Annotated in this window: 14 protein-coding genes; 9 read left to right on the plus strand and 5 right to left on the minus strand. The window is 66.9% G+C overall.

Annotated features, from left to right (window positions below):
- Window positions 1-6 precede the first annotated feature (6 nt).
- The 7 genes from FBZ83_RS17380 to FBZ83_RS17410 all read left to right on the plus strand — a co-directional run bounded on the left by FBZ83_RS17380 (window position 7) and on the right by FBZ83_RS17410 (window position 5,427).
- Entirely contained in the window at window positions 7-615 is a 609-nt protein-coding gene (locus FBZ83_RS17380) for an NUDIX domain-containing protein (RefSeq protein ID WP_145686234.1), read from the plus strand.
- A 111-nt stretch (window positions 616-726) separates the two neighbouring features.
- On the plus strand, window positions 727-1,731 hold the full coding sequence (locus tag FBZ83_RS17385; protein ID WP_145686236.1) for a cysteine synthase A: 1,005 nt from the start codon (window positions 727-729) through the stop codon (window positions 1,729-1,731).
- Between the two features lie 16 nt (window positions 1,732-1,747).
- Window positions 1,748-2,455, plus strand: a complete 708-nt coding sequence (locus FBZ83_RS17390) for an alanyl-tRNA editing protein (protein WP_145686238.1) — start codon at window positions 1,748-1,750, stop codon at window positions 2,453-2,455.
- A gap of 16 nt (window positions 2,456-2,471) precedes the next feature.
- A complete protein-coding gene (sseA, locus tag FBZ83_RS17395) occupies window positions 2,472-3,359 on the plus strand; it encodes a 3-mercaptopyruvate sulfurtransferase (RefSeq protein ID WP_145686240.1) in 888 nt (295 codons plus the stop codon).
- A complete protein-coding gene (locus FBZ83_RS17400; RefSeq protein ID WP_145686241.1) occupies window positions 3,356-3,790 on the plus strand; it encodes a GNAT family acetyltransferase in 435 nt (144 codons plus the stop codon). Before sseA ends, FBZ83_RS17400 begins: the two co-directional genes overlap by 4 nt.
- A complete protein-coding gene (locus tag FBZ83_RS17405) occupies window positions 3,766-4,407 on the plus strand; it encodes a GNAT family N-acetyltransferase (protein ID WP_145686243.1) in 642 nt (213 codons plus the stop codon). Before FBZ83_RS17400 ends, FBZ83_RS17405 begins: the two co-directional genes overlap by 25 nt.
- A gap of 66 nt (window positions 4,408-4,473) precedes the next feature.
- Window positions 4,474-5,427 (plus strand): EamA family transporter, encoded by a 954-nt coding sequence (locus FBZ83_RS17410; RefSeq protein ID WP_145686245.1) that lies wholly within the window; start codon window positions 4,474-4,476, stop codon window positions 5,425-5,427.
- Here FBZ83_RS17410 and FBZ83_RS17415 read toward each other — a convergent pair.
- The 5 genes from FBZ83_RS17415 to FBZ83_RS17435 all read right to left on the minus strand — a co-directional run bounded on the left by FBZ83_RS17415 (window position 5,363) and on the right by FBZ83_RS17435 (window position 10,934).
- Window positions 5,363-6,448, minus strand: coding sequence for a pyridoxal phosphate-dependent aminotransferase (locus FBZ83_RS17415; RefSeq protein ID WP_145686246.1), 1,086 nt, complete (start codon window positions 6,446-6,448; stop codon window positions 5,363-5,365). The genes FBZ83_RS17410 and FBZ83_RS17415 overlap by 65 nt on opposite strands.
- Before the next feature lie 141 nt (window positions 6,449-6,589).
- Window positions 6,590-7,366, minus strand: a complete 777-nt coding sequence (locus tag FBZ83_RS17420) for an amino acid ABC transporter ATP-binding protein (RefSeq protein WP_119508431.1) — start codon at window positions 7,364-7,366, stop codon at window positions 6,590-6,592.
- A gap of 22 nt (window positions 7,367-7,388) precedes the next feature.
- The gene (locus tag FBZ83_RS17425; RefSeq protein WP_145686248.1) at window positions 7,389-8,507 is read right to left on the minus strand and encodes an amino acid ABC transporter permease; all 1,119 of its coding nucleotides are present in this window, start codon (window positions 8,505-8,507) and stop codon (window positions 7,389-7,391) included.
- 5 nt (window positions 8,508-8,512) lie between these two features.
- Window positions 8,513-9,712, minus strand: a complete 1,200-nt coding sequence (locus tag FBZ83_RS17430; RefSeq protein ID WP_145686250.1) for an amino acid ABC transporter permease — start codon at window positions 9,710-9,712, stop codon at window positions 8,513-8,515.
- 199 nt (window positions 9,713-9,911) lie between these two features.
- On the minus strand, window positions 9,912-10,934 hold the full coding sequence (locus FBZ83_RS17435) for an amino acid ABC transporter substrate-binding protein (RefSeq protein WP_014240430.1): 1,023 nt from the start codon (window positions 10,932-10,934) through the stop codon (window positions 9,912-9,914).
- Between the two features lie 241 nt (window positions 10,935-11,175).
- Here FBZ83_RS17435 and metC point away from each other — a divergent pair, with 241 nt between their 5' ends.
- Both metC and hisI read left to right on the plus strand, forming a co-directional pair.
- Window positions 11,176-12,354 carry a cystathionine beta-lyase gene (gene metC, locus FBZ83_RS17440; protein ID WP_145686252.1) on the plus strand — a complete coding sequence of 393 codons (1,179 nt, stop codon included), beginning with the start codon at window positions 11,176-11,178 and terminating at the stop codon, window positions 12,352-12,354.
- A gap of 30 nt (window positions 12,355-12,384) precedes the next feature.
- Window positions 12,385-12,822, plus strand: coding sequence for a phosphoribosyl-AMP cyclohydrolase (gene hisI, locus FBZ83_RS17445; RefSeq protein ID WP_145686254.1), 438 nt, complete (start codon window positions 12,385-12,387; stop codon window positions 12,820-12,822).
- Window positions 12,823-12,926 lie beyond the last annotated feature (104 nt).

The raw sequence follows: 12,926 nt of genomic DNA on the forward strand, positions 1-12,926 counted from the left end.
CAGCCCGTGGATCATCCGGACATCGAGGTCCTAGAGAAGAAGAGAGCCTACGACGGCTATCTCAAGGTCGACGTCTACCGCCTGCGCCACAAGAGGTTCGACGGGTCCTGGAGCGGCGTCCTGCCGCCGCGCGAGGTCTGCGTGCGCGGCGAGGCGGTGGGCGTCCTGCTCTACGATCCGGAGCGCGACAGCGTGGTCCTGATCGAGCAGTTCCGGGTGGGCTCGGCCTCGGCGGGCGGGCGGGCTTGGCTGACGGAGATCGTCGCCGGCCTGCTGGACGAAGGTGAGACGCCCGAACAGGTGGCGCGGCGCGAGGCCATGGAGGAGGCCGGCTGCGCCGTCCAGGAGATTGAGACGATCTGCGACTATTACCCCAGCCCCGGTGCCTACGACGAGCATGTCACCGTCTTCTGCGGGCGGGTGGACAGCCGGGGCCTCGCCGCAACCGGCGGCTGCGCGGACGAGCACGAGGACATCCGCATCATGGTCGTTCCGGCGGACGAGGCGATCCGGCTGCTCGACGGGAACCAGCTCAACAACTCCATCGCCATCATCGCGCTGGGCTGGTTCGCGCGGAACCGCGACCGGCTGTGTGCCCAGTGGACTGGGAAATAGGAAATACGGGAAAATTTCGTTCAATGCTGCATTTCACAAGCCGACCTTGAATTCCCTGGTGCGCAATCCGATAGTGTTGCCCGGTTCATCATTCGATTCGGGAGACAGTCCGTGGACATCCGCACCGGCTTCATCGGCTCCATCGGCAACACGCCGCTGATTCGGCTGGAAGGGCCGTCGAAGGCCACGGGATGCGAGATTCTGGGCAAGGCGGAGTTCCTCAACCCCGGAGGCTCGGTGAAGGACCGCGCAGCCCTGGCCATCGTCCGCGACGCCGAACGCCGGGGCCTTCTGCGCCCCGGCGGCACCATCGTCGAGGGCACGGCGGGCAACACCGGCATCGGGTTGGCGCTGGTCGGCAACGCGCTCGGCTACCGCACCGTCATCGTGATGCCGGAGACGCAGAGCCAGGAGAAGAAGGACATGCTGCGCCTGGTCGGCGCCGACCTTCGTCTGGTGCCGGCGGTGCCCTACTCCAACCCCGACAATTACGTCCGCTATTCCGGCCGGCTGGCCGAGGAGCTGGCGAAGACCGAGCCGAACGGCGCCGTCTGGGCCAACCAGTTCGACAATGTGGCGAACCGCGAGGGCCACCGCCTGACCACCGGTCCGGAAATCTGGACCCAGACCGAGGGGCGGGTCGACGCATTCACCTGCGCGGTGGGCAGCGGCGGCACGCTGGCCGGCGTCGGGCTCGCTCTGAAGGAGCGCAACCCGGACGTACGCATCGTGCTGGCCGATCCGATGGGCGCCTCCCTCTACCACCACTACGCCCATGGCACGCTGAAGGCGGAGGGCAGCTCGATCACCGAAGGCATCGGCCAAGGCCGGATCACCGCCAACCTGGAGGGCGCCCCGGTCGATCAGGCTTTGCAGATCCCCGACGAGGAGGCCCTGCCGATCATCTTCGACCTGATCAAGTCGCAGGGGCTGGTGCTGGGCGGATCGTCGGGCATCAACGTCGCGGCGGCCATCCGCATCGCCCGGGAGATGGGGCCGGGTCACACCATCGTGACGATTCTCTGCGACGGAGGGCAGCGCTACCAATCGAAGCTCTTCAATCCGGCGTTCCTGCGTGAGAAGAATCTGCCTGTGCCCGATTGGCTGGATTCGTAAACGCACCCGAGGTTCCATGGAACTGATCTTCCGCGAGGACGCCTACGCCACCTCCTGCACCGCCACCGTGACATCTGCGGACGAGCGGGGCATCCGGCTGGACCGGACGGTCTTCTACCCCAACGGCGGTGGCCAGCCCGGCGACACCGGGCTGCTGCGCGTCGCCGGCGCCACGCTGCGCATCGTGGACACGGTGAAGGGCGACGGGCCGGACGATGTGATCCATGTGCCCGAGCCCGGCGCGCCCCTGCCCGCCCCCGGCACCCCGGTGGAAGCCGAGATCGATTGGGACCGCCGGCACCGTCACATGCGGATGCACACGGCGCTGCACCTCGTCTGCGCGGTCCTGCCCGGCGCCTCGATCACCGGCGCCCAGGTCGGGGCGGAGCGCAGCCGCGTCGATTTCAACGTGCCGACCGAGGGGCTCGACAAGGAGGCCATCGCGGCGGCGCTGAACCGGCTGGTTGCCGCGGACACGCCGGTCGGCTCGCTGTGGATCACCGACGCGGAGTTGGACGCCAACCCCGAGCTGATCCGCACCCTGACGGTGAAGCCGCCGCGCGGTCATGGCCGCGTCCGGCTGGTGGACATCGCCGGGGTCGACCGCCAGCCCTGCGGCGGCACCCATGTGAAGCGGCTGGGCGAGATCGGCGGGCTCGACGTCGTGAAGATCGAGAACAAGGGCAAGCAGAACCGGCGTGTGATCGTCGCGCTGCGCGATTGAACGGGGAGGACATCCTATGACCGATTCGCACACTACGCTCACCCTCCCCGGCCCGATCGTCCCGACGGGCTGGCTGGCCGAACGGCTGGGCCAGCCGGGCCTGCGCATCCTCGACGCCTCCTGGTTCATGCCCGGCTCCGACCGCGACCCGGGTGCCGAGTTCCTGGAGCGGCACATCCCCGGCGCCGTGCGCATCGACATCGACGATGTGGCGCAGCCGGGCACCCACCCCCTGCCGCACATGGTGCCGGACGAGGCGACCTTCGCGGCCAAGGTCGGGGCACTTGGCGTCGGCAGCGGCGATACGGTGATCGTCTATGACAGCGCCGGCATGGCCACCGCCGCCGCGCGCGTCTGGTGGATGTTCCGCCTGTTTGGGCATGGCCGCGTCGCCGTGCTGGATGGCGGCCTGCCGAAATGGATCGCCGAAGGCCGGCCGTTGGAATCCGGTCCGGCCGACCCGAACCCGGCGGCGTTCACGGCGGCGCTGCGACCCGGCCTGCTGCGCCGGGCCGACGATCTGCTCGCCAACATCGACTCGCGGGTGGATCAGGTGGTCGACGCCCGGGCCGCCAACCGCTACGAGGGCGCCGTCGCCGAGCCCTGGCCGGGCCGCCGCAGCGGGCGCATCCCCGGCAGCCTCAACCTGCCCTTCAACGAGTTGATCGACGCGGACAGCAAGACCCTGCTGCCGCCCGAAATCATCGCGGAGCGGGCGACGGGCGCCGGCCTCGATCTGGAACGTCCCATCGTCGCCTCCTGCGGCAGCGGCGTGACCGCCTGTGTGCTCGCGCTCGGGCTGGCCGCAGCCGGCAAGGAGGATGTGGCCGTCTATGACGGGTCCTGGGCGGAATGGGGCCTGCGCCCCGATCTGCCTCTGGAAACCGGACCGGTGAATCGGTGACCGAAGCGCTGAGCATCCGCCACTACGAGGCGGCGGACCGCGACGACGTGGTGGCGCTGTGGACCGCCTGCAACCTCGTGGTTCCGTGGAACGACCCGGTGGCCGACATCGCGCTCGCCGTGTCCAAGCCGAACGCCACGATCCTGATCGGCCGTGAGGGCGAGCGGACCGTGGCGTCCGTCATGGTCGGTCATGACGGGCACCGCGGCTGGTTCTACTATCTGGCGGTCGATCCCGCCTGCCGCGGAAACGGCCATGGCCGGGCGATGGTCCGGGCGGCGGAGGGCTGGCTTGTCGAGTCCGGCATGCCCAAGGCGCAACTCATGGTGCGCACGACAAACCACGCCGTGGTGGCGTTCTATGAGCGGCTGGGCTATGCCACCGGTCCCGTTACCGTGATGCAGAAATGGCTGAAGACCGATTCTCCCTGACGCCGCCTCCCCGGACGTCCCTGTCGCAGTCCCAGATCGTGGCGCCGGTGCCGCCCGGCTGCCTGTCCGTCATAGTCACCTATCTGGAGATGACGGCCCCGCCGGCCCACGCGCCCCTGCCCCGACCGGCGGGTGACGTGGCGCTGGTGCGGGCCAACCCGCCGACCGCTTCCTACTACCGCTATCTCTACGACACGGTCGGCGAGCCATGGCTGTGGCACGAGCGGCGGCGCATGCCGATGCCGGAGTTGGGACGCATCGTTACCGACCCGCGGATCGAGATCTGGGTCCTCTACGTGAACGGCACGCCCGCCGGCTACGCCGAGATCGACCGGCGGGAGGACGACACCGATCTGGCCTATTTCGGGCTGATCCCCGATTTCATCGGCCTGAAGCTCGGCCCCTGGCTGCTCGACACGGCGATCCGGTTGGCCTGGCAGGGCGGGACGACGCGGCTTCTGGTCAACACCTGCACCTTCGACCATCCGAAGGCGCTGCCGCTCTACCAGTCGATGGGGTTCGTGCCGATCCGGCATGTGACCCGCGAGATCCGCGATCCCCGCCTCCTTGGCTGGCTGCCGCGGACCTCGGCCCCGCACATTCCGATCAACGAGTGACGGGCCGCTCCGGCCCGCTCGCCCGAGTTCGCTCCACGCCGTTCCGAACGCCAGGACACCGACGCCATGACGAAGGGCATTCTGTTCGCGTTCCTGGCCTTCGCCTTCTTCGCCTGGGGCGATGCGCTGGTGAAGGCGATCGGGCATGGGCTGGACCCCTTCGAGGTCACCTTCTTCGCATACATTCTGCCGTTGCTGCTCTCCCCGGTCTTCATGACCCGGGGCGACCGGCTTGGCGACCTGCTGCGCTGGAACCGGCCCTGGCTGATGACGGTGCGGCTGGTCTTCGTGGCGGCCTCTACCCCGCTCAGCGTCATGTCGTTCCGCAGCCTTCCCTTTGCGGAAGCCTTCGCGATGATCTTCCTGATGCCCAGTTTGGTGACGCTGCTGGCGATCGTTGTGCTGAAGGAGCCGGTGCGCTGGCGTCGCCGGTTGGCCATCGGGGCGGCCTTCATCGGTGTGCTGATCGTCGCCCGCCCCGGCTTCCGCGAGCTGCTGCCCGGCCATTTCGCGGCGCTGGGCTGCGCCTTCAGCTCCGCCGTCGTGGTCATCACCGGGCGGATGATCGGGCATTCCGAGAAGCGCTTCACCCTGATCGGGACGGTGTTCCTGTCCACCGCCGTCGCGTCCGGCCTGCTGATGATCCCCGGATTCGAGTGGCCGACGCGCGAGCAATGGATTCTGACCGTGGGCTTCGCCACCACGACCTTCGCCGCCCAGGCCCTCTTCACCCTGGCCGCCGCCTTCGCCCCGGCCGATCGCGTGGGGGCGGCCCAGTACAGCCAGATCCTGTGGGCGTTGGCCATCGGGGCGATCTTCTTCGACGAGTGGCCGGACCTGCTGTCGCTGGTCGGCATCGTGATCGTGGTCGGCTCCGGGCTGTTCATCTTCGCCCGCGAGCACGCCCGGAATCCAGATCCCATCCCCGAACCGGTGCTCGGCGCGGAGCCGGAGGTCAGCTCAGAATCTCACCCAGAGCGGCGACCAGAGCCCGGTTTTCGTCCTCCCGCCCGACCGTGATGCGCAGGCAGTCGGCCAGCCCGTAGTCCTGGGTTGGCTTCACCAGGATGCCGCGGCGTGCCAGATGGTCCAGCACCGCCTGGACACCGAGCGACGGGTCGGTCGGGATGCGCGCCAGGATGAAGTTGCAGACGCTGGGATAGACGCGCACGCCGAGCTGTTCCAGCTCATGGCTCAGCCAGGGCAGCCATGCGCTGTTGTGGGCGAAGGTCGCCTCCTCATGCTCGGTGTCGCCGACGGCGGCCTCCGCCGCGGCCTGGGCGGCGATCCCGACGTTGAAGGGGCCGCGCGTCTGGTTGACCGCCTCGATCACCCCCGCCGGTCCGTAGGCCCAGCCGACTCGCAGCCCGGCCAGCCCGTGCAGCTTGGAAAAGGTGCGCACCATCAGCACGTTGTCGGAGTTCTCGACGATCTCCGTCCCGTCGCTGTAGTTGTCGCGGCGGCAATAGTCGGCGTAGGCCGAATCGAGCACCAGCAGCGTGTGCGATGGCAGGCCGGCGCGCAGCCGCAGGACCATCTCCGACGGGATGTAGGTGCCGGTGGGGTTGTTCGGGTTGGCGAGGAAGCAGAGCTTCGTCTTCTCGTTCGCCCGGTCGATCATCGCCTCGACATCGACGACCAGATCGCGCTCCGCCGCGATCACCGGCGTCGCCCCGGCGGCGCGGATCGCCTTCATGAAGCCGCGGTAGCCGTGCTCGTGGCACAAAACCTCGTCCCCCGGCCCGGCAAAGGCCTGGGTGACGAGATGGATCATCTCGTCGGAGCCGTTGGCGCAGGTGATGTGTCCGGCGTCCAGATCGTAGCGCCGGGCAATGGCGTGGCGCAGGCGGTCCTGCGACCAGTCGGGATAGCGGTGGATCTGCGCCGCCATGTGGCGGTAGGCGGTGAGCGCCTTCTTGCCGGGTCCCAGCGGATTGACCGTCAGCGACAGATCGACCCAGGCGCCGCCGTCCTCCGGTGGTCTTGCGGGACGGTAGGGCTTGATCTGGCCAATTCCGGGACGGGGACTCAGCAGCTCCATCAGGCAGGCTCCGTTGTGCGCAGCGGCAAACAGCACGAACGGACTGCATTCAACCCGAAACCGGGGCAACCCGCCAGCGTTCCTTGCGGGTTGCGCTGGTTTACCGCGCCGGAACAAGCCGTTCCGGCGCGGTTGTGAGCATCAGTGGTTCAGGATCTGGCTGAGGAACAGCTTCGTCCGGTCCGACTGCGGGTGGTTGAAGAACTCGTTGGGCGTGTTCTGCTCGACGATCTCGCCGCGGTCCATGAAGATGACGCGGTCGGCGACCGACTTGGCGAAGCCCATCTCGTGCGTCACGCAGAGCATGGTCATGCCGTCCTCGGCCAGACCGATCATGACGTCCAGCACCTCCTTGACCATCTCGGGGTCGAGCGCCGAGGTCGGCTCGTCGAACAGCATGACCTTCGGGCTCATGCACAGCGAGCGGGCAATGGCGACGCGCTGCTGCTGCCCGCCGGAGAGCTGGCCGGGGTACTTGTGCGCCTGCTCGGCGATGCGCACCCGCTTCAGGTAGCGCATCGCCATCTCCTCCGCCTCGGCCTTCGGCTTCTTGCGGACCCAGATGGGGGCGAGCGTGCAATTCTCCAGCACGGTCAGGTGCGGGAACAGGTTGAAGTGCTGGAACACCATGCCGACTTCGCGGCGGACCAGTTCGATGTTCTTCAGGTTGCCGGTCAGCTCGATGCCGTCGACGACGATGGAGCCCTTCTGGTGCTCCTCAAGCCGGTTCAGGCAGCGGATCATGGTCGACTTGCCGGAGCCCGAGGGGCCGCAGATCACGATCCGCTCTCCCTTGGCGACCGACAGGTCGATGTTCTTCAGGACGTGGAACTCGCCGTACCATTTGTGCACGCCCTGGCACTGGATGATCGGCTCCCCCTGGGGGAAGCTGCGCGCGGCGCCGGCGGTTTGGGTCATGGTCATCTCTTTTCCCTCTCCCTCAGCGACGGTGACCGCGACGCAGGTCGCGTTCAAGCTTTTGGCTGTATTTGGACATCGAGAAGCAGAACACCCAGTAGATCACGCCGATGAACAGGTAGGCCTCGCGGTAGAAGCCGCGCCAGGCCGGGTCGGACAGCGCCGCCTTGGCCGTGCCCAGCAGGTCGTAGAGGCCGATGATGATGACCAGCGACGTGTCCTTGAAGAAGCTGATGAAGGTGTTCACCAGCGGCGGGATGGAGATGGCGAGCGCCTGCGGCAGGATGATCTTGCCCATCGCCTGCCAGTAGTTCAGGCCGAGAGCGTCTGCCGCCTCGTACTGGCCTTTTGGAATGGCCTGCAGACCGCCGCGGATCGCTTCCGCCATGTAGGCGGCGGCGAACATGATGAAGGCGATCTGGGCGCGCAGCAGCTTGTCGAAGTTCACGCCGGTCGGCAGGAACAGCGGGAACATCACCGACGCCATGAACAGCAGGCTGATCAGCGGCACGCCGCGGATCAGCTCGATGTAGGTCACCGAGATGACGCGGATGGCCGGAAGCTGCGACCGTCGGCCGAGCGCCAGCAGGACCGACGCCGGGAAGGCCACGGACAGGCCGACCACCGAGAGCATCAGCGTCAGCGGCAGGCCGCCCCACAGCGTGTTCTCGACATAGGTCAGGCCCAGAACGCCGCCCCACATCAGCACGCCCACCGCGGTCAGGCCGGCGATCCAGACGAGGCCCAGCCAGGGCTTCCAGAAACGGCGGTCGCAGCTCGCCAGCACCAGCGCGATGATGATCACGATGGTGATCAGCGGCCGCCACTGCTCGTCGTATGGGAAGGTGCCGAACATGACGAAGCGCAGCTTCTCGCTGACGAAGGTCCAGCAGGCGCCGCCCTCCTGCCGGCACACCTGGGGCGGCGTGCCGAAGCTGTTGGCGCTGAAGATCAGCCAGTCGAGAAGCGGCGGGATCGCCTTGAACAGCAGCCAGGCGATCAGGATCGTCAGGAGCGCGTTGTACCAAGTGTTGAACAGGTTGTTGCGCAGCCACGCCACGGGGCCGACGGTGTTGGCCGGCGGACGCTCGTCGGGAATGCTTCCGGTATGGACGTTGCCGGTATGAACGTTGTTTGCCATGGCCGTCAGCGCTCCACCAGCGCGATGCGCTTGTTGTACCAGTTCATGAAGATCGAGATGCCCAGGCTGATGACCAGATAGGTGCCCATGATCATCGCCACGCCCTCGATCGCCTGACCGGTCTGGTTCAGCGTCGTGTTGGCGATCGACACCAGATCCGGGTAGCCGATGGCGAGCGCCAGGGAGCTGTTCTTGGTCAGGTTCAGATACTGGCTGGTCAGCGGCGGCACGATCACCCGCAGCGCCTGCGGCAGGACGACGAGCCGCAGCGTCTTGCCGCTGTCGATGCCGAGCGCCCTTGCGGCTTCCGTCTGGCCCCAGTTGACCGCCAGGATGCCGCTGCGCACCACCTCGGCGATGAAGGCGGCGGTGTAGACGACCAGCCCGACCAGAATCGCGAAGAACTCCGGGGTGAGGACCACGCCGCCGACGAAGTTGAAGCCCTGCAGCTTCGGAACGTCCAGCGCCGTCGGCGCGCCGCCGGCGATGTAGGCGATCAGCGGCAGGCCGATCAGCAGACCCAGGCTCGCCGATCCGATCGGGAAGGGCTGGCCCGTCCGCTCCTGCCGGGCCTTGGCCCAGCGCCGCAGGAAGATCACGCCGATCACTGCGATGGCGAGCGCGAAGCCCATCGTGCCCCACACCGGGTCGGCGGAGGGCACCGGCACGAACAGGCCACGCTGCGACAGGAACACGCCGGGAATCGGGTTCAGCGCCTGCCGCACCGGCGGCATGCTTTCCGAGACCAGCGCATACCAGAAGAAGAGCTGGAGCAGCGGCGGAATGTTTCGGACGATCTCCACATAGGTGGAGGCCAGCTTGGCGATCAGCCAGTTGCTCGACAGGCGGGCGACGCCGATCAGCGTGCCCAGCACGGTCGCCAGGACGACGCCGATGATCGACACCTTCAGCGTGTTCAGCACGCCGACCAAGAAGGCCCGGCCGTAGCTGTCCCGCGGATGGTAGTCGATCAGGCTCTCACCGATGCCGAAGGAGGCCTCGCGGTCCAGGAATCCGAATCCCGTCGCGATGGACCGCTTCGACAGGTTGTCGAGCGTGTTGTGAATAAGGAACCAGCCGACCGCGATGACGATGCCAACCACCAGAACCTGGTAGAACACGGCACGGACCGTCGGGTCGCTGAGGGAAAATGAAACACCGCCAGGCGCGCTTGGGCGCGCGGTGTCCCGGGTCTCGCTGGCCACGGTTCTCTCCCCTCACCAGCATGGCATAAGGGCGTCGGCCGCCTCCCGAACGTCCGCCGCAACTTGCGCCACGTATATCGTCTCCCAAACGGGCCTGCGGCACGGGCATTGATTCTTGTCGCCCTGCAACCGCCCTGCCCGTCGTCAAAAAAGGAAGGACCGCGGGCCTCCCTGTGGTCCGCGGTCCCCCTTTCCGTCCTTAGCGGATCGGCATCGCGTACTGCAGACCGCCGTTGGTCCACAGCGCGTTCAGGCCGCGCTCCAGCTTCAGCGGGGTCTTCGTGCCGACGTTGCGCTCGAAGATCTCACCATAGTTGCCCATGGTCTTGATGATGTTGTAGGCCCACTTCTCGTCCAGGCCCAGCGCCTTGCCCATGCCCGGCGAGGTGCCGAGGATGCGCTGGATCTCCGGGTTCTTGCTGTTCACGAATTCATCGACGTTCTTGGACGTGATGCCCATCTCTTCGGCCTGGATGGTGGCGTAGACGGTCCACTTCACCACATCGAACCACTGGTCGTCACCGTGACGGACGGCGGGGGCCAGCGGCTCTTTGGAGATGATCTCCGGAAGGATGATGTGATCGTCCGGAACCGGGGCCACGCCGGCGCGGGTGCCGGCCAGGCCGGAGGCGTCCGTCGTCAGCACGTCGCAGCGGCCGGCGAAGTAGGCGGCGTTCACCTCGTCGTTCGACTCGATGACGACCGGGTTGTAGGACATGTTGTTGGTGCGGAAATAGTCCGCCAGGTTCAGTTCGGTCGTGGTGCCGGCCTGGACGCAGACGGTGGCGCCGTTCAGCTCCTTGGCGCTCTTCACGCCGAGCTTCTTGTTCACCATGAAGCCCTGGCCGTCATAATAGGTGACCGGGGCGAAGTTCAGGCCGACCGAGGTGTCGCGGGTCAGCGTGACGGTGGTGTTGCGCGACAGCAGATCGACCTCGCCCGACTGGATGGCGGGGAAGCGCTGCTGGGCCGACAGCGGGGTGAACTTGACCTTGTTGGGGTCGTTGAACAGCGCAACCGCGACCGCGCGGCAGTAATCGACATCGAGACCGGTCCAGTTGCCCGAGCTGTCGGGGTTGCCGAAGCCCGGAAGGCCGGCGTTCACGCCGCACTGGACGAAGCCGCGGCCCTTGACGGCGTCCAGCGTCGGACCGGCCTGGGCGCCGGTCACGGCGCCGAACACCACGGCCGCGGCAGCAGCGGCGAGGATTCCCGATTTCATATTAAGCTCCACCCTGTTCTTGCGTTTTTACGCTTAGGTTCATGCATTGCGCGCCCCGCATGGCGGACACGCGCGTGTGACAAGAGTGCACCAACAGCAACCGGCTTGTCGAATCATCCTTAAGCCGTGCATTTGGCTTGGTTATCCCTTACAGAGGCTTGGGGAAAAGAAATCTTTGGCGGTCGGGTCCATCCTGGAAAGTCAGGATACGACCACCGTCACTGTTGTTGCGGGAAGACCCATGAAAGACGCACGAAAAGATACGGTCCTCGGACACGCCGGGCGCAGCCCGCGTGAGAATCACGGAATTGTGAATCCGCCGGTCTACCATTGTTCGACCGTGCTCTTTCCGACTCTGGAGGAGTTGGAGGCGAGCGACCGCGCCCCCTTCGACACGATCAACTACGGACGCGTCGGGACTCCGACCACGCTGGCCTTCGAACAGGCGGTGACGGAGCTTGAAGGAGCCTACCGCTCCGTCAACACCGGGTCCGGCCTGAACGCCATCGCGACGGCGCTGCTGGCCTTCACCAAGACCGGCGACCATGTGCTGATCACCGACAGCGCCTACGCCCCGACCCGCCGATTCGCCACCGACACGCTGGTCCCCTACGGCGTGGAGGTCGAGTATTTCGACCCCACCATCGGCGCCGGCATCACCGCGCTGCTGAAGCCCAACACCCGCGTCGTCTTCCTCGAATCGCCGGGCTCCCTGACCTTCGAGGTGCAGGACGTTCCGGCCATCGCCGCGGCGGCCAAGACGGTGGGCGCCACGGTGATGATCGACAACACCTGGGCCACCCCCCTCTTCTTCCAGCCGCTGAAGCATGGGGTGGACGTGTCGATCCACTCGGCGACCAAGTACATCGTCGGCCACGCCGACGCGATGCTAGGCGTGATCTCCTGCGCCGACGAGGCGCACTGGCTGGCGGTGAAGAAGGCGGCGACGCGGACGGGCACCTGCGCCGGGCCGGACGACCTCTATCTGGGGCTGCGCGGCCTGCGCACCCTGGCCGTCCGCCTGCGGCAGCACGAGGAAAGCGCGCTCGCGCTGGCCGGCTGGCTGTCGAAGCAGCCCGAGGTCACCCGCATCCTTCATCCGGCCTTCCCGGAATGCCCGGGCCATGATTTGTGGAAGCGCGACATCGGACGATCCTCCGGCCTGTTCTCCATCGTCATGCACGCGGCGCCGAAGCCGGCCCTGTCGGCGATGCTGAACTCCCTGGAGCTGTTCGGTCTGGGCTACAGCTGGGGCGGGTTCGAGAGCCTGATCCTGCCGGCGCGGCCCGGGGGCGTGCGCACGGCGACCCGCTGGACCGATCCCGGCACCGTGCTGCGGCTGCACGCCGGGCTGGAGAACGTCGACGATCTCATCCGCGACCTGGACGGCGCCTTCGCCCGCCTGAGGGCGGCCCGCTGACACGCGGCACGAACACGAGGACTGGACACCATGACGGACGCCACCGCGCCCGAGCCCGCATACCCCGAGCCCGCATACGATGACGTGATCGCGGCCATCGCCTTCAACGCCGACGGGCTGGTCCCCGCAATCGCCCAGGCGGAAGGCACCGGCGAGATTCTTATGATGGCCTGGATGAACCGGGACGCCGTTCTGGAAACCCTGCGCACGGGGCGCGTCTGCTACTGGTCGCGGTCGCGCAAGGGGTTGTGGCGCAAGGGCGAGACCTCCGGCCAGATGCAGCGGCTGAAGGATTTCCGCGTCGATTGCGACGGCGACACCCTGCTGGTCATCGTGGAACAGGACGGCGTCGCCTGCCACACCGGACGCCGCAGTTGCTTCTACCGAGCGCTGCGTGATGGAAAACTCGAAATTATTCAGGATGTTGAGACCGATCCTTCGGTTCTCTACGGACACACGCACAAATAAGACGGCAATAATTAAGACGCTAAACCTTCGCTGCAATGCGAAAAGTGTTTGATCTATGTCAAAGTAGCCGGGGTCCGGAGGAGGTAGAACGCTCTTGTCTCTAA

This window comes from Azospirillum brasilense, assembly GCF_007827815.1.
In the GTDB taxonomy this organism is placed as follows: Bacteria; Pseudomonadota; Alphaproteobacteria; order Azospirillales; family Azospirillaceae; genus Azospirillum; species Azospirillum brasilense_C.